Raw genomic sequence first — 16,650 nt, 5'->3', positions numbered from 1 at the left:
ATGGGAAAAATCATTGGTATTGACTTAGGAACGACGAACTCGGCAGTAGCCATTATGGAAGGCGGCCAGGCAACGATTATTGCGAATGCGGAAGGCAATCGCACCACCCCGTCTGTCGTGGCATTTACCAAAGACGGCGAGCGTCTGGTAGGCGAAACCGCGAAACGCCAGGCCATTATGAATCCGGATCGGACGATTTCATCCATTAAACGTGACATGGGAACCGACCGCAAGGTGACAATTGACGGCAAGACCTATACGCCGCAGGAAATCTCCGCCATGATCTTACAGAAGCTGAAAGCCGATGCAGAAAGCTATCTGGGGCAAACCGTTTCCGAAGCGGTCATCACCGTTCCGGCTTACTTTACAGATGCACAACGTCAGGCCACCAAAGATGCCGGAAAAATTGCCGGCTTGGACGTAAAGCGTATCATCAACGAGCCGACGGCGGCCGCCTTGGCCTACGGCGCTGACAAAGAGGAAGAATCTTCCAAGATCATGGTCTTTGACTTGGGCGGCGGCACCTTCGATGTCTCCATCCTGGAAGTGGGCGATGGTGTCTTCGAAGTTCTTTCCACCCGCGGGAACAACCGTCTGGGCGGCGATGATTTCGATAATGCCTTGATGGACTACATCGCAGAGGACTTCAAGAAAGAAAACGGTGTGGATCTTCGTCTGGACCCGACCAGCGACCAGCGCTTGAAGGATGCTGCGGAAAAAGCGAAGAAGGAACTTTCCAGCGCCATGACCTCGACCATCAACCTGCCGTTCATTACGGCGGTCAACGGACAGCCCGTGCATCTGAATATGACGGTAACGCGCGCTAAGTTTGAAGAACTCATTGGACCGATCGTAAAGAAAACGGAAGAGCCGGTTCTGAACGCATTAAAAGATGCGAACCTCACCGCTTCCGATCTGAACAAAGTCTTGCTGGTGGGCGGTTCGACCCGCGTACCGATGGTACAGGAGCTGGTCAAGAAATTGACTGGAAAGGATCCGCAGAAGGATATCAACCCGGATGAGTGTGTTGCTCTCGGTGCGGCTATTCAGGGCGGCGTGTTGACCGGTGAAGTCAAGGATCTGCTTCTCTTGGACGTCACCCCGCTGTCGCTGGGCCTTGAAACGCTGGGCGGTGTCACGACGGTGCTCATTCCGCGCAACACCACCATCCCGACGAAAAAGAGCCAGACCTTTACGACGGCTGCCGACAACCAGACGACCGTAGACATCCACGTTCTGCAAGGCGAGCGTGAAATGGCGGCGGATAATACGACGCTTGGACGCTTCCAGCTTTCTGGCATTCCGGCGGCACGTCGCGGCATCCCGCAAATTGAAGTGACATTTGACATTGATGCCAACGGCATCGTCAACGTCAGTGCGAAGGATTTGGGAACGGGCAAAGAACAGAAGATCACCATCACCTCGTCCACGCATCTTTCGGATGAAGAAATTGATCGCCGCGTGAAAGAGGCGGAGCAGTTTGCGGAAGAAGATAAAAAGAAAAAGGAACTCATTGAAGTCAAGAACCAGGCGGAATCGCTGATCTATCAGACGGAAAATACGCTGAAAGAATTGGGCGATAAAGTCTCGGAAGACGAAAAGAAGAAAGTGGAAGAGAAAATTACAGCCTTGAAGGATGTTGTGGGCGGCGAAAATCTCGACGACATCAAAAAGCGCACCGAAGCGTTAACGGGCGAGCTCAATACGCTTTCGCAGAAACTGTATGCACAGGCAGGCCAGCAGGCAGGCGGACCGAACGCCGATGCCGGTGCGCAGGGTGCGAGCCAGGGCGCGCAGGGGGATGACGTTGTCGACGCCGATTACGAGGTAGTTGACGAGGATGACCCCAAAGAGAAGTAAGGCAAGGCAAGCATAGAAAGAAAAGGGCGCTTCGGTGCCCTTTTCTTTATGTGCGGTTTCGATTACAATGACTCTTTAGTGTAAGAAAGGAGCCGGCTTTGCAAGATCCGTATGAAGTGCTCGGCGTGAAGCGCGATGCCGAAATAGGCGACATCAAGAAAGCGTACCGCCGAAAAGCAAAACAATACCATCCCGATCTCAATCCGGGAGATGAAAAAGCAGCAAAAAAATTTAATGATTTAAGCGAGGCGTACGGCATTCTGCAGGATCCGGAAAAACGCCGACTTTATGATACCTACGGCGAAGCCGCCTTTGAAAACGGCATGAACGCTGGTGCCGGCGGCTTCGGTTTCGATATGAATGATATCTTTGGAGACCTCTTCGGGGATTTGTTCGGCCGTCGATCGGCAGGTGCGCAGAGTAGCCATCGCGCGCAACGCGGAGCGGATATTCGAAAAGAGATCCGTCTCAGCTTTCGTGAGGCATATTTCGGTGTGGAAAAAACGCTCACCATTCGACGAGAAAGCGAATGCGGTCATTGCCATGGTACGGGTGCGAAGGACGGTACCGCGAAAAAAACCTGTCCGACCTGTCACGGAAGCGGCGTAATCAATCGGGAAATGCACACCCCATTTGGCCGCATGGTTCAGCAGATGACCTGCAGCACGTGCAACGGGCGCGGTGAAATCATTGAAGAGGCCTGCCCGCATTGCCACGGTCAAGGACGAGAGATAGAAAACCGCACGTTGTCGGTTAAAATACCGGCCGGTGTGGCGGATGGCAACATTTTGCCCATGCGCGGCCAGGGACACGGTGGTGCCAATGGCGGACCGGCCGGCGATGTATATATTGTCATTCGCGTGACACCGTCCGAAATATATGAACGTCACGGCAACGACCTCTATTTTGAGCTTCCCATCTCCTTTGTACAGGCTACCCTGGGGGATGAGGTGGATGTTCCGACGATGGAGGGGAAAGAAACGTTCCGCATCCCGCAAGGAACGCAGACGGGTACGCGCTTTACACTGGAAGGAAAGGGCGCTCCGGATGTGCGTACCCAGCGGCGCGGCGACCTGCATTTTGTTGTGGACATCCAAACCCCGACGCATCTCAATGAGGCACAGGCGGAGGCATTGCGTGCCTATGCCAAGGCTATGGGTGATGAGGTCGAAGAAAAACAGAAAAACTTCTGGGACAAGGTAAAGGAATTGTTTGATTGATGGAAACGAAGTTCTTACAAGTGACCATGATGTATGCGCGTGAATGGGAAGAGGCGGCGCAAGCGCTTCTTGCTGACAGCGATACGCTGGGCACACAGACACTGGATCCGACGACCATTGCGCAGTATGAGGCACAGCATCCGGACTGGGAACTGGCCGACGGCGATGCGTTGCGTGCCGACTTGCATCGCGCCGTCGAGAAAGCGGCCGATGAAGCATGGCAAGCAGACGACGTGGTCCAATTGGTTTTCTTTTCCGACGACGACATGGGACGTCAGGCGATCGAACGCTTGGAACGCCAGTGTTATGAGCAATATGGCGGAGAAATTCGCATTCTGCAGGAAAAGCAGGTGGACAATTCTCACTGGGAAGAAGAATGGAAAAAGACCTATCATCCCCTTTCACTCGGAAAAACCATGGAAATTGTTCCATCCTGGATGCAACCGACGGATGCGACACGGCTCCCCATTTTCATTGAGCCGGGTATGGCTTTCGGCACCGGTTCCCACGAGACTACAACGTTGTGTCTGGAAGCCTTGGAACGTCTGCCTTTAGAGGGGAAGAGCGGCCTCGATTTGGGAACAGGCTCGGGAATTCTCGCCATCTACATGAAAAAGCGGGGGATGGACAACGTGCTGGCCACCGACATCAGCGAAGACGCGTTGCGTTCCGCCCGGGAAAATGCAAAACGAAATCAAGTGGACATCACCTTCCGTGAGAGCGATCTGTTAAAAAATGTGGATGGGAAATTTCATGTGGTCGTATCCAACATTTTAGCCGGGCCGCTGCTGCGCCTTTTGCCGGATTTGCCGACAGTACTGTATCCGGGGGCGTGCGTGGTGCTCTCCGGCCTTTTAGCGACCCAGCAAGAGAGCATCCGAAATGCGTTGGAACAGGCTGGGTTTCTCGTGAGCAAGCAGACGATTTTGGGCGAGTGGGCATGTCTCGAATCGGCTTGGCCGGCGGAAGCGGGATCGGATGCGAACGGAATAACAAGATGAAGCGAATTAAATTTCACACGTTAGGCTGTAAAGTGAATCAATATGAAACGGAGGCCATGGAGGAGCTCTTTCTGCGTGACGGCTATCAGCTTGCCCAAGGAGAGGAAATGGCGGACGTGGTTGTAATTAACACGTGTACGGTGACCCATATGTCAGATGCCAAGAGCCGCCAGCAGATTCGGAAAATGAAACGCGAAAATCCGAATGCGATCATCGCCGTGGTCGGCTGCTATGCACAAGTGGCAGCGGATTCTCTTTCCGCGCTTCCGGAAGTGGACATTCTTCTCGGTACAAAAGGCCGACAACGCCTGCCGGCTCTCGTGGAACAGGTGTGTTCTACCGGAGAACGGCAAATTGCAGTGGAGGATCTCGATGCGGCAACGGATTTTGATGCGTTGACCATTGAGACGGAGCAATCCACAACGCGGGCTACCGTTAAGATACAGGAAGGCTGTGATATGTTCTGTTCGTATTGCATCATTCCCTATGCACGCGGCCATATTGCCTCTCGGCCGCTGCCTTCCATTTTGCAGGAAGCAAAAGCACTTGCGGCACGCGGCTTTCAAGAATTGGTGCTTACCGGCATCCATGTAGCAAGCTATGGAAAGGAAGCTCCTTTTCGTGCAGAAATGTCGGGCGTAGAGCTTACGGATGTCATCGAAGCGGTGGCGGCAATCCCGGAAATCCGGCGCATTCGCCTTTCCAGCATCGAACCTCGTTGGGTGACACGACAGAAGCTGGAACGCTTGGCGGCCACGGGTAAGTTATGCCCGCATTTTCATCTTTCCCTGCAAAGCGGATCCGATCGGATCCTAGAAAAGATGAATCGTCACTACACTACGGCTCTGTATGCGGAAAAGGTCGATGCCATTCGACGGGTGTTTCCGGACGCCGGTCTCACGACGGATGTCATCGTCGGCTTTCCGGAAGAGGGGGAGCGGGAGTTTCAGGAGACCTTGGATTTTACACATGCCATCGGATTCTCACGCATGCATATTTTCCCTTATTCACCACGGCAGGGAACGCCGGCGGCTCTCTTTACGGGGCAAGTGGATGCGGCCATCAAGAAAGAGCGTGCCGCGCGGCTGGCTGCCCAGGAGGTTTCCATGCGGCATGCGTTTATGGAAAAAATGGTCGGCAAAACGCTGTCCGTGCTGACAGAGGAAAAACGGGATGAAAAAGGACGCTTCAGCGGCTATTCCGGCAATTATCTGCGTGTGGCCGTCGTTTCCCCGACGGAGGAAAGTGTCCGGCATTTTCCAACGAAGCATTTGAACACCGGAGAGGATGACTTTCTCTCGCCGGCAGCAAATCATGTGTATTCCGTTCGCGTGCTCAAGCGTGACGGGGAGGAATTGGTCGGCATAGCGACCGGAGAGGAGTAGAAGATGAAAAACACGGCACATCCCATTCGCGAGTATTGGACAACCGTATTAAACGGTATGGCATGGGGGCTGTTTTCCTCGTTGCTCATCGGATTAATCATTAAACAGATCGGCACCTTGGCGCACATTCCTTTGTTGGTTACCATGGGCTCGGTCGCACAGAAGCTCATGGGCCCCGCCATTGGCGTTGGTGTCGCTGCCGTATTGGATGCCCCGGCTCTTGTCGTTCTTTCCGCTGTGGTATTGGGCGCACTGGGCGCCGGTAGCGTTGTCTTCGATGCTGCGGGCGTTGCGACCATCGGCATTGGGGAACCGGTGGGCGCCTTTGTCGCCGCACTTGCGGGCGTAGAAGTCGGCCGTCGCGTGGCGGGGAAAACGCCGGTGGATATCGTGCTCGTTCCCTTCGTGACCATTGTGACCGGCGGCCTCGTCGGCTTCTTCCTGGCCCCGTATATTTCGGGCATGATGAATGGTCTGGGCGACCTCATTAACCGTGCCACCCAGCTGCAGCCGATTCCAATGGGCATTGTTCTCAGTGTACTGATGGGCGTGATCTTGACTTTGCCCATTTCCAGTGCGGCCTTGTCGATTTCTCTTGGCCTATCCGGCCTTGCCGCCGGTGCTGCAACAGTGGGCTGCTGCTGCAATATGATCGGTTTTGCGGTCATTTCCTATCGTGACAACGGCTTTGGCGGCAGCTTAGCACAGGGAATCGGCACCTCCATGTTGCAAATGCCCAATATCATCAAAAAGCCGATCGTGTGGCTTCCGGCCATCGTTTCCTCTGCTATTCTTGGGCCCATTTCCACGGCAGTGCTGGGTATGACTTCCAACGCCTCCGGCGCCGGCATGGGAACGAGCGGTTTGGTCGGACAGTTTGCGATGCTGGATGTGATGGGGCACTCACCTTCTGTGCTCCTGCAAATGGTCGTAATGCACTTTCTGGCGCCGGCGATTCTATCGTATGCTGTGTATCGTTTGATGCGCGGAAGGGGATGGATTGCATCCGGCGATCTCAGGCTGGCCTTTTCCAAGCGGGAAAAATAAAGCAAAGACGGTGCTAACGACTTGCAGAAACGGCATCGTATCGGTAAAATGAAAACAATTCAATATCGACTGGGGGTGCTACGGCTGAGAGGTGCAAACCAACCCCGAACCTGATCTATGTAATGATAGCGGAGGGAAGCTCGAGAGAATTCAGTAGGAATTCCGTAACGCCGCTCTGCGGCGTTTTTCTTTTCCCGATATTGAACGGCAACATTCGGGTGACCGGACGTTTCGATCGAACGCGAAAAAGACGGTCATGCGAAGAACAGAAGGAGAAAGTATGACGGAATCAACCTTGAAAATGCCGAGCAGCAACGGCTTCTCTACCCGCATGGTAGCGGAAGCCGGCGTTATGATCGCTTTGGCAAAAATTTTATCGTTTATTAAGCTTTTCGAAATGCCGATGGGTGGCAGCGTGACCTTGGCCTCCATGGCGCCGATCCTATTTTTTGCAATCCGTTGGGGATGGAAAAAAGGACTCTTAGTAGGACTGGTCTACGGCTTGGTGGACTATCTGTTGGGAGGATATACCGTTCATCCGCTTCAGGTGTTGCTGGACTACCCGTTGGCCTACATGATGCTGGGATTTGCCGGTTTGCAACGCGCCTCCGAAGGAGATAGCTTCTTTTCGCATCTGCCGTCGTTGCTTTTTGCTGTGGCGCTGCGCTTAGCCATGCACGTGCTTTCGGGATGCATTTTTTATTCCACCATCGACTTTACCAAGGCGGGCGCCTCGCTGGGACAGGCATTCACGCTTTCCAACATGGGAGCCGGCTTTGTGTATAGCTTTCAGTATAACGCGTCGTTTTTAGGCGTGGATTTTCTCATTTGCCTCGTGGTGCTCGCTCTGGCATGGCAACCGCTGCGAAAACGCATGCATCGCGCTTAAAAGCACGGCCTGTGCTTCTGATGGCATAAAAAAAGAAGCCCGAAATTTTTGGGCTTCTTTTTTGCTTTGCTACGAAACGCGAAGGGCAGCGCTTATTGAATGGTGATGGATTTCTTTTTGGTCACTTCCTGCGCAAAGGGCAGCTCTACACGCAACACACCGTTTTCCAAGCCGGCTTTAATGGCTTCCTCGTTGATGTCGCCGAGACGGATGCGACGGGAGCTGTTGGTCATGCGGCGTTCGCGATGTAAATAATTCTTTTCTTTATCGCTTTGCTCGCTTTCCTCTTCCTGATGCACAGAGATGGTGAGCACACCCTCTTCCACTTCGACATCCACGTTTTCTTTGGTCATGCCGGGAAGATCCGCCGTAACGACGTATTTGTCCGCCTCTTTTTCAACGTCCACCTTAAACGAGTCATAAACGGCATTATCCAATCCGCTTTTGAAAAAGTCATCGATCATGTCGTTCATCACGGCAAAGCTCGGGGATAAAGTTCTTCTATACGGTACCAGTTTCATACTGTCTCCTTTCCTCCCGTAGGGAGCTATTCACATTTGTTCGTTGTGATTTCCTCAACGTGTCTTTATTATACCATCTTTGACCTTAATGTCAAGAAAAATTAGCACTCAATGAATTAGAGTGATAATACCTCCGAAATTGTAGAAATGGAATGAAAAATACGGTTAGTCGTGAGGTTTGACGTGGTTAGGGTAATCTTATAGCGAAATAAAAAACGAGGAAAGTTTCCGGTCTTTCCGTCTAAGGAGGAACCATGCATAATATTCATGACTCAGAAGAAAATTATCTCGAAGCCATTGTCGTCTTGGAACGAGATCTTGGCGTAGTGCGCTCGATAGATGTTGCCAATCATCTGGAATTAAGCCGTGCGTCGGTCAGCAACGCTATGAAAAAATTGGAGCAAGAAGGTCGCGTGACGATGGAAGATGACGGTTCTCTTCAACTCTCTTCTTCGGGAAGAGCGATTGGAGAAGAAATTGATTTGCGTCATCGCACGCTTAGGGACTGGTTCTTGCACGTCGGCGTTTCCCCCGAGGTGGCGGAAGAGGATGCCTGCAAGGTGGAGCATGCCATCTCCGCGGAAACCTTTGATTGCCTACGCGCCTATTTCGATCAAAATATTCGGAGATCCGAAAAATAATGCAGCAATTTTTTATTTCCGCGCCGCTTGCGGTCGGTGGGCATGTGATATTTCCCGCAGATATCGAAAGACAGCTTCGCCGCGTCCTGCGTGTGCGTGGCGGTGAGACGGTGCGCCTCATTGATGCCGAGGGCATGCCGTTTCTGGCGCGCCTTGTTCTTAAGAAGAACGGCGTGGAAGCCGACTGTGTCGAAGCGCTGCAGGAGAGGCGCGAACTGTCTACACCGCTTATTCTGGCTCCCGCACGAATCAAAAAGGAAAAGTGGGAATGGATGCTGCAGAAGGCCACCGAATTGGGTGTTTCGGAAATCTGGCCGATACTGACAGAACGCGTAAACGAAGCGGAGCCCTCGCCGAATCGTCTTGCGCGAGAGCATCGCATTCTGCAGGAGGCGGCGGAACAGTGTGAACGCCATCGTATTCCGTACATACAGAAGACATTGTCGCTGGAGGAACTTCTCACCGTCGTTCGTCAACGAGACGATTTTTTTGCCATCGTGCTCGCGGAACGCCAAGAAGAAAAAGCGCCACCGTTAAGCGAAGTGCTTGACTCGGTGGTGCCTGAAAAAGCCATGGTTTTGATCATCGGTCCGGAAGGTGGATTTTCTTCCACGGAATTCGCCCGTTTCGCCGAAGAGAAGGTAGCCTTTGCCGGCCTTGGGCCGCGCATCCTCCGTGCGGAGACGGCCGCGATACTCAGTGTCGGAATGGCTGCCCAGTTGCAGGAGAGGCGGGCGAGGAATCGTTGAGAGCGAAGGTCTCTTCGACAGGGTCAGTCTTTTTTCGGTGCAAACAAGTTGCGTAAACGATCGAAGAAGCCCGTCTTTTCCACAGCCGGCGCTTCTTTTTTTGTCTCCTTCGGCAGACGGATCTCTTCCGTCATCAAGACGAATTGTACCTCTGCAATCTTGCCGTTTCGTGCATCTGCGAAAGAGGTGATGTCTTGCTTTTTCGGCTTCATGTCGTCCACCATAGACTGGACTTTTTCCTTGATCTTGCCGTTCATATCACTGCTCTGTGCAGCGAATTGCGCGGTTCCGTTTGCCAACTGTTGCGCACCATTGGCTGCGGACGAAAGGCCGTTGCCGAAGCGGATAAAGCCATCCTGCCATTGTCCCATGCCATCGGAGGCTTTTCCTACGCCGTCCATATACTGCAAAAGACCGCTCTGTAACGCATTGCCGTTTTCCGCTAATTGGTCGACGCCGTTCGTATAGGCTTTCATGCCTCCGAACAGCTCTCCCAGCCCGCCTGTGAGGCGGCCAACGCCTGAAGCGATTTGCTCCTGTCCGTTGAGTAATGCTTGTGTGGTATCGGGCGCGGTGAGAGCTTCTCCGCCGGTTACCAGTGCCGCACTGCCCGTTTTCCATTGTTCCAGGCCATGAGCAAGACCTTCAAGACCCGCATAGAACGTCGGCTGTTGCGGATCGGTCGTGGAGGATCCGTTCGTGTCATCCTTCTGCCCGAAGCCTTGACTCAACGTTTGAATTCCCTTAGTATACTGCTCCAATCCATTATGAAAGGCATCATATTGCTCTTTCAGTTGTTGTACGCCCTCGCTCACCGGGCCGGTGCTCTGACGGATGGTGTTCACAGCTTCCACAATCTTTTGTAAATTCTCGATGGCCGTGGTCATGGCGGATTCCATTTCGTTCGCTTGGTTCGCGGTTTCGGTCATGGCATTTTTCAATTGCAGCAAAGGCGCCTGTCCCGTGGAGCCGGCCGTATCGTAGAGCGCGTGAAGCGCCTGCAGTTGAGCCGCTTTTTGTTCTTTTGCCTTATTGCTCTGATAGGCGAGAAGTCTTTGGACATCCTTATTTTTTAAGGCGTCGGAGGATAAATGGGCCTCCTGTACAACCTGATCTATCGTGGGCTCCGGCATATTTTCCACGGCGGCGATTTGATTTCCAAAGGCCTCATAGACCGTATCCACCGCACCTTTTGCTTCTTGCAATTGTTGGGCAGATCCCGCGACACGCGTTTTTGCTTCTTGTAATTCCGCAGCGGTGGGAAGGGTAGGCGTGGGAGTGCTGCTTCCGGAGGAAAGCGCAGCGTTCAGCTTGTGAAGCGCCTCTTGAATCTGTCCGGAATAACCGAGAAGCTTTGCTCCTTCCTGGCTGAAGGTGGTCAAAGCATCCCGTGTCTGCGTAGCGCCTTCCAACAAACGATTGGCACCATCGGAAAGCGGCGTAACCGCCGCGACACTTTGCTTGGATCCCGCCACGTATCGCTCGACGCCGTCCACATAGCTGCGCCAGCCGTCATTCACCTGCTTCATGGCGCTTTGTAACGCGTCCGTTCCATCGATGCTTGAACCCAGTCCTTCACGTAGCGCTTTTCCGTTTTCTTGCAAGGCTTGGAGTCCGTCAAAAAACTGATTGCTGCCCTGCGCCAAACGGTCGGAAGAGCCCTTCAGGGTGCTAAATGCCGAAGAAAGACGACCATAGCCAAGTGCTAAGGCATTGTAGCCTTCGTTGGCGGTGGAAAGTCCGGAGGATAAACGGGAACCGGCATCATTGAGAGCTTTTGTGCCCTCTTGTAACTTTTTCAGATCCGGATCTTGTGAAAAATCGGGAAGCTTAAAATTGTCGAGATCCATCGAGAAGGGGACGCCGGCAATCGTGATGGAGGGAAGATGGAAATTCGTTACCTTGGCATGCAGCGTAAACGTCTTGGCCTCGCTTCCGGGAAGCACGACAAAGTTGACCTGTCGATCGCCGCCCACCTGCACCAGCGTTCCGCCTTCGGCCGTAATGTTTTCCGCCACATCCTGCGGAAGCGTGATGGAGGTTTGCAGCATCAGCTGTTCCGCCCAGGAATCGCTTGCGTCTTCTTTCGAGCTGTTTCCGGTCGGTCGTTGCGCTACTGGCGTGATGGTCAGTTCCAGGCCGAAGGTTCCGGATTTTCCGGCGATCTGCTCTGCGGAAACGGGTTGCCCGTCGAGTGTGTAGCGCAAAGTGATGGTCCAGGGAAGCTTGCGACCGCTCAGTTCTCCTTGGTAGAAGAAGGCGCGTTTTCCTGTTTTTACCGCATTTTCGTTTCCTTGTGCAGCCTGCAGATCGCCTTCGACGGAAATTTCCTTTACCGCTTTGTATTCGCCGTAATCTTTCATAGGCTCGCCGTTTGGTTCAAATCGATTCACGACATAGATGTTTTTTACGGCACCATTAGTTTGCAGGGAAGCGTATACAACTTCCGATTTATGCTTTCCGGCCAGAACATCTGCGGTAAAGGCAGACCCGGACTCCGCAGAAACCGGCATAGAGAGAGGCATAGTAAGCAAGGCAGCCGCAAGAAGAAGGCTGGTAATGCGTTTTGGTTTGTGAGTGGAATGATTCATAGCTCCTCCTTCGTAAAAGCATTTTGATGATCCGCCATAAAATGGCGACCGAATGACGTGCGTTCCACAAGACGATCAAAGACAAAGAGCAATCCCGGCAAAACGAAAATGACCATGAGCAGAGAAAGTGCTGCGCCACGGGCAAGGACTTCACCGAGCTCGCTGACAATCGTCAGGGAAGAGGTGAGATAGAGAACCAGCCCGGAACAGGTCAAAATCATTGCCGGAGGTAAAAGCGAGGGAATGGTTTCCCGAGCCGCCAAGTCCAGCGTTTCACGACGATTGCGTCGCGTACGATGATCGCAGTAATGTTCCGTGTACAGGATGGCATAATCCACAGTGGAACCAAGCTGTACGGTGGAAATGATGAGAAAGCCGATATAACTTAACGGTGATCCCGTGAAATAGGGCACAGAGAGATTGAGCCAGATGGCGACTTCAATGGTCATCACCAGAAGAATAGGCAGGAAGAGTGAGCGGAAGGCGATTGCAATGGTCAGGGCGATCGTAAGTACTGCGAGTCCGTTCACAATGAGGTTATCGGAACGCACCGTTGCGCGCATATCGTCCGTTACCACCGGATAGCCGGTCATTTGTATCGTATCGCCATATAGTTCTTTTGCAGCATCACGAATTTCCGCCACCGTCGCAAAGGCGATCTTTCCTTCTCGTGCCATGTTTGCATTCAAAATGAAATGGCTGTAATTCGGTGAAACCAGAAGATCCAGTCCTTTTCTTGACACAACCTCCTGAGGGATTGCGGCATCGGCCATGGAAACATAGGACATGACGGTATCGATCGGCCCGATTCTTTCGAGCTTGTTTTGCAACCGTTGTTCTTTCTGCAAATCGCCTCGTGGTACTAAAAGGGAGATTTGTTGTTGCTGTCCGAAATGCGTATCGATGGCTTGCACATCATGTTCGGCGGCACTTCCCTTCGGATAGTTTCCCATTCCATAGACAAAGGCATTATTCTGTGCCGCTAAAAACGCCGGAACAAGGATAATGGCGATCAGCAGAACAAAACGATACCGCCTGCGATAAATCAATTTGCCGACGCGTTGAAAATTCGGAAGCAGCGGGCGATGAGCTAAGCGATCCAGCGGACGTTGCAGCACGAGAATAAGAGCCGGAAGGAAGAGGAGTACCGTTAAAAACGAGAAGACAATGCCCTTCGCCATCACAATGCCAAGATCGGCACCAATGCGAAATTGCATAAAGAGCAACGCCAAGAAGCCGAAAAAGGTGGTGGCGGCGGAAGAGGCGATCGCAACCGAGGAACGCACAATGGCGGCCGCCATGGCTTCCTTATTCTCCATGCCGGCAGCTCGGTTCATATTGTAGCGGTTGAGCAAGAAAATTGCGTAATCCATGGATACGGCCAGCTGTAGGACCCCGGAAACGGCCTGGGTGATGAATGACACACTGCCCAGAATTAGGTTTGAGCCGAGGTTGAGCAATACGCTCACCCCAATGGTCAATAAGAACAGAAACGGCTGTAGCCAAGACGACGTGCTGATGAGCAAAATGGCAAAGACGATGGGGATGATGAACAGCGTAATGGATTGAATTTCGGTATTCACGGCATTTTGTGCACTGGCCAATTCCATCAGCTGACCGGAGATCCAGCAGTCGTCTTTCACAGAACGCAAAAATTTCACGGAATCGCGGGCCTTGACGGTATCCGCAGAAACTTGAAACATGGCTCGACCGTCTTTCAGGTACGTTTCTACGGTACGCTGATCAAGCTGTTCCGTAGGCGTGTGGATATCTACCATGTCATCGAGCCATAGCACCTGGTCAACGCAATCGGCTGCTTGCAGCTTTGCTTTGATCGTAAGCGCTTCGCGCACAGAATCGACCGGATACGAAACACGGGCATTCGGCATGGAAAAATCGAAGTCTTTTTTTAATGTGTGCAGCGCCTTGGCGGATGGCGCCCCGGCAGGAAGATAATCCGCCATATCGTAGTTCACCGGAACCTTTGTTGCCGCGAAAGCGGAAAGCGTCGTCAGGACGACAAACAACAGGAGGACGGCGATGCGATGGCGTAATACAAACGCAGCACTTCGTTTCATAAGCACCCCTTACCTTGGTATTTTCCAACAGAGCGAAAGCAAAACACCTTTTCTTCGCCTGGTGATCGTGGATTTTTTCTTCTATACTTATGATACGTGATTTTAGCGAAAAGAGTTGGGAAAAATATGATGATTCCCGTCGTGGAATTGTAAAAAGGGGCAAAGGAGGCAGGAAATGAATACGATACAGCAAAAAGTCGAGCATTGTACACAGCGGGTTCGTGTGTGTCTGAAGGAGATGCCGCGCATAGGCATTGTGTTGGGTTCCGGCTTGGGCGATCTGGCCGAGGCCATGGAAGATCCCATCTATGTTCCGTATGCATCAATTGATGGATTCCCAACAACAACAGCTCCGGGTCATGTCGGACGTTTCGTTTTTGGTCGTTTTGAAGGTATACCTACGGTGATGATGCAAGGGCGCATTCACCTGTATGAAGGCTATCCCGTGTCGGATTGCGTTTTGCCCATTCGGCTGATGGCATCGCTTGGAATCGAGTCGTTGATTTTGACGAATGCCGCAGGCGCGGTGAACAAGACATATCACGTAGGGGATTTTTGCCTAATTAAGGATCACATTTCATCCTTTGTTCCGTCGCCGCTTCTTGGCGAAAATGTCAGAGCCTGGGGCGTGCGTTTTCCGGATATGAGCGAAGTTTACGATCGCGAATTGCGTGAACGCATGCGCCGTGCGGGCGAGACTGCCGGCTGTACGCTGCATGACGGGGTGTATATGCAGTTTACGGGGCCTGCCTATGAGACGCCGGCTGAAATCCGCATGGCAGCCACTCTCGGCGCGGATATGGTGGGCATGTCGACAGTTATTGAAGCCGTTGCCGCGCACCACATGGGTGTGCGCCTGGTGGGCGTTTCGCTGGCCACCAATCTCGCCGCCGGCGTCGGTGCCGAAAAACTCAGCGAAGAGGAAGTCATTGAAGAGGGAAAGAAGGCGGCTACACGCTTTCAAGCGATGCTTCGCGGCTTTGTGGCACTATAGCTTTTCCCACGCCTGCTCGATGGCTTCCTCCATAAGAGCGGGCGTTTTTATGGTTAAGTCTTCCCTATGCACCCGCTCGCGGATCGTATGCAGATCTTTTCCCCAGGGTCCGATGTTTAAAACTGGCATGGTATAACGACGGATCGCATCCAGCGGAATGGAATATCCTTGATTCCAGAACAGGACATTGTGTTCCACGAAAGAAATTGTCGCCGGATCGGCTGTAAACATCGCATAGGAGAGATCGCAAATTCCGCGAAAATAATTATCGACGTAGAGCGTTTGATCGAAATGTGTCGTAACAAAGCGGGACAGTTCGGCAACGAGAGCATCCGTAGCGTTTCGACTTGCCAGATCAGCGTTGTTCACCGGCGGATAGTAGGGCGCGGCCAAACCGATCAAAAAGCAGGGATCCTCGCTCTGCCAATGGCGAAGATAGGTCTCCATCAGTTGCAGCGCGCCTTCCCGAAAATCGAGATCGCCATTTTTTACTTTTTCCGCAATAGGTTTTTCCAGCGAGGCAATGTCCACGTTCTGTTCTTGCAATGCCGTTTTCAGCGCCTGTACAGTCAACACCTGCACCGAAAGAGGAGCGGGTTCGTCCGGAGCAAAGGGCGTTTCCTGCCGATAGGGCAGATAGCTTCCTTTGCGATCTGCTAACACTTTTGCTCCCGCAATGGCTGCTTCTCGACAAATCGCCGAGAGGATCTCCTGCGGCGTGCGCGTAAGCGTAAGCACATTCAGATAGCCTCCGGCCAATTCCGGCAAGGACACGTTGTAGGCTTTTCGCCGATCACGGAGCCCCAACCAGGTAGCACCCGGCGTGGTGGCGTTGCCGCGATGTTCCACCATGGCGGGCCAAAGTTCCGTTTGTCGCACCAGAGCGCTCATCAGATGAATCGGGTTGAGACCGGAATACACATCGCCTAAATGGACGCTTTTGCCCCGTGCCAAAACAACGGGCATCATCTTGCCGATGCTGCCGTCATGAATCACCCTTGTATCCGGAGAGGAACGATGATGCGGCTCCGAATCGATCATCAGTATGTACTGCAAACCGAATTGTTCTTCCAGTTTCGCAAAAAGGGACGCAGCCGCACGCATACCGGCGGAGCCCGTTTCTTCATCCGGTACACCGATTACGAGAAGGCTGCCTTCCGGCAACTCTCCTTTACTTGCCTTTTGCGCCCATTCCTCGAGCAGCGTCAGTTGAATGGCAGCACCGCCTTTCATATCGCAGGTGCCGCGCCCGAAAATCCAGGTATCTCCCTGCAAATCGGCTCGTACGTCATCATCGACGGGAATTGCGCCCTCCCGAAAAAGAGGTTTTACACCGTCCGGACGATAGGCAAGAGCCTGCGCATCCCCAAAGGCCTCCACATCTACGACATCCATGTGATGAATAAGAACGACGGTTCGCGTAGTTTTCCCTCGCACCAAGCCCCAGGCGATTTCGCGATTAAGACGATCCTCCGAGCAGGGAAAGGTTCCCCAATGCGTTGCATTTTTCTGAAAATAGGGAAGTGACGAAAAAAACGTGCGATAAAACGGCAAAGCCAACTTTTCGTCGGCGGTGCCCGTTACGGTAGGCAAGGCCATAAATTCCTTTAACAGCGATTCAATCCGTTTGGAACGCATAAAAAGCTCCTCTCGCTTTTTGAAAACTAAAGATCG

13 protein-coding genes are annotated in these 16,650 nt (G+C 52.8%); 9 read left to right on the top strand and 4 right to left on the bottom strand.

Features of this window, described 5'->3' with window-relative positions:
* From dnaK to thiT, 6 genes are all read left to right on the top strand, one after another.
* Positions 1-1,860: a molecular chaperone DnaK gene (dnaK, locus tag FXY30_RS06655; RefSeq protein ID WP_071705874.1), complete on the top strand. Its 1,860-nt coding sequence runs from the start codon at positions 1-3 to the stop codon at positions 1,858-1,860.
* 98 nt (positions 1,861-1,958) lie between these two features.
* The gene (gene dnaJ, locus FXY30_RS06650) at positions 1,959-3,080 is read left to right on the top strand and encodes a molecular chaperone DnaJ (protein WP_071705873.1); all 1,122 of its coding nucleotides are present in this window, start codon (positions 1,959-1,961) and stop codon (positions 3,078-3,080) included.
* Entirely contained in the window at positions 3,080-4,081 is a 1,002-nt protein-coding gene (prmA, locus tag FXY30_RS06645; protein WP_071705872.1) for a 50S ribosomal protein L11 methyltransferase, read from the top strand. The genes dnaJ and prmA overlap by 1 nt, the downstream gene beginning before the upstream one ends.
* Positions 4,078-5,466: a tRNA (N(6)-L-threonylcarbamoyladenosine(37)-C(2))-methylthiotransferase MtaB gene (gene mtaB, locus FXY30_RS06640; RefSeq protein ID WP_071705871.1), complete on the top strand. Its 1,389-nt coding sequence runs from the start codon at positions 4,078-4,080 to the stop codon at positions 5,464-5,466. The genes prmA and mtaB overlap by 4 nt, the downstream gene beginning before the upstream one ends.
* A 3-nt stretch (positions 5,467-5,469) precedes the next feature.
* Positions 5,470-6,513 (top strand): PTS transporter subunit IIC, encoded by a 1,044-nt coding sequence (locus FXY30_RS06635; protein WP_071705870.1) that lies wholly within the window; start codon positions 5,470-5,472, stop codon positions 6,511-6,513.
* Between the two features lie 280 nt (positions 6,514-6,793).
* A complete protein-coding gene (gene thiT / locus FXY30_RS06630; protein ID WP_157885045.1) occupies positions 6,794-7,402 on the top strand; it encodes an energy-coupled thiamine transporter ThiT in 609 nt (202 codons plus the stop codon).
* Positions 7,403-7,494: 92 nt separating this feature from the next.
* On the opposite strand, the gene FXY30_RS06625 is transcribed toward thiT, so the two are convergent.
* Positions 7,495-7,923, bottom strand: a complete 429-nt coding sequence (locus tag FXY30_RS06625; protein WP_071705869.1) for an Hsp20/alpha crystallin family protein — start codon at positions 7,921-7,923, stop codon at positions 7,495-7,497.
* Positions 7,924-8,177: 254 nt separating this feature from the next.
* On the opposite strand from FXY30_RS06625, the gene FXY30_RS06620 reads away from it, so the two are divergent.
* Complete coding sequence (locus FXY30_RS06620) at positions 8,178-8,564, top strand: metal-dependent transcriptional regulator (RefSeq protein WP_071705868.1); 387 nt, start codon at positions 8,178-8,180, stop codon at positions 8,562-8,564.
* Positions 8,564-9,313: an RsmE family RNA methyltransferase gene (locus tag FXY30_RS06615; protein WP_071705867.1), complete on the top strand. Its 750-nt coding sequence runs from the start codon at positions 8,564-8,566 to the stop codon at positions 9,311-9,313. Before FXY30_RS06620 ends, FXY30_RS06615 begins: the two co-directional genes overlap by 1 nt.
* Positions 9,314-9,336: 23 nt before the next feature.
* Here FXY30_RS06615 and FXY30_RS06610 read toward each other — a convergent pair whose 3' ends face one another.
* Together FXY30_RS06610 and FXY30_RS06605 are read right to left on the bottom strand one after the other, a co-directional pair.
* Positions 9,337-11,904 carry a hypothetical protein gene (locus FXY30_RS06610; protein ID WP_071705866.1) on the bottom strand — a complete coding sequence of 856 codons (2,568 nt, stop codon included), beginning with the start codon at positions 11,902-11,904 and terminating at the stop codon, positions 9,337-9,339.
* A complete protein-coding gene (locus FXY30_RS06605; RefSeq protein ID WP_071705865.1) occupies positions 11,901-13,982 on the bottom strand; it encodes an efflux RND transporter permease subunit in 2,082 nt (693 codons plus the stop codon). Before FXY30_RS06605 ends, FXY30_RS06610 begins: the two co-directional genes overlap by 4 nt.
* 175 nt (positions 13,983-14,157) lie before the next feature.
* Between FXY30_RS06605 and FXY30_RS06600 the strand changes: the two genes are divergently transcribed.
* Positions 14,158-14,976 carry a purine-nucleoside phosphorylase gene (locus tag FXY30_RS06600; protein WP_071705864.1) on the top strand — a complete coding sequence of 273 codons (819 nt, stop codon included), beginning with the start codon at positions 14,158-14,160 and terminating at the stop codon, positions 14,974-14,976.
* On the opposite strand, the gene FXY30_RS06595 is transcribed toward FXY30_RS06600, so the two are convergent.
* Positions 14,971-16,614, bottom strand: coding sequence for a M20/M25/M40 family metallo-hydrolase (locus tag FXY30_RS06595; protein WP_071705863.1), 1,644 nt, complete (start codon positions 16,612-16,614; stop codon positions 14,971-14,973). The genes FXY30_RS06600 and FXY30_RS06595 overlap by 6 nt on opposite strands.
* Positions 16,615-16,650: the final 36 nt, after the last annotated feature.

Origin of the sequence: Murdochiella vaginalis, assembly GCF_902381775.1 — a bacterium.
Taxonomy (GTDB): Bacteria; Bacillota; Clostridia; order Tissierellales; family Peptoniphilaceae; genus Murdochiella; species Murdochiella vaginalis.
The sequence above is the reverse complement of the archived record's forward strand: the minus strand, read 5'-3'. Positions and strand labels throughout refer to the sequence as shown.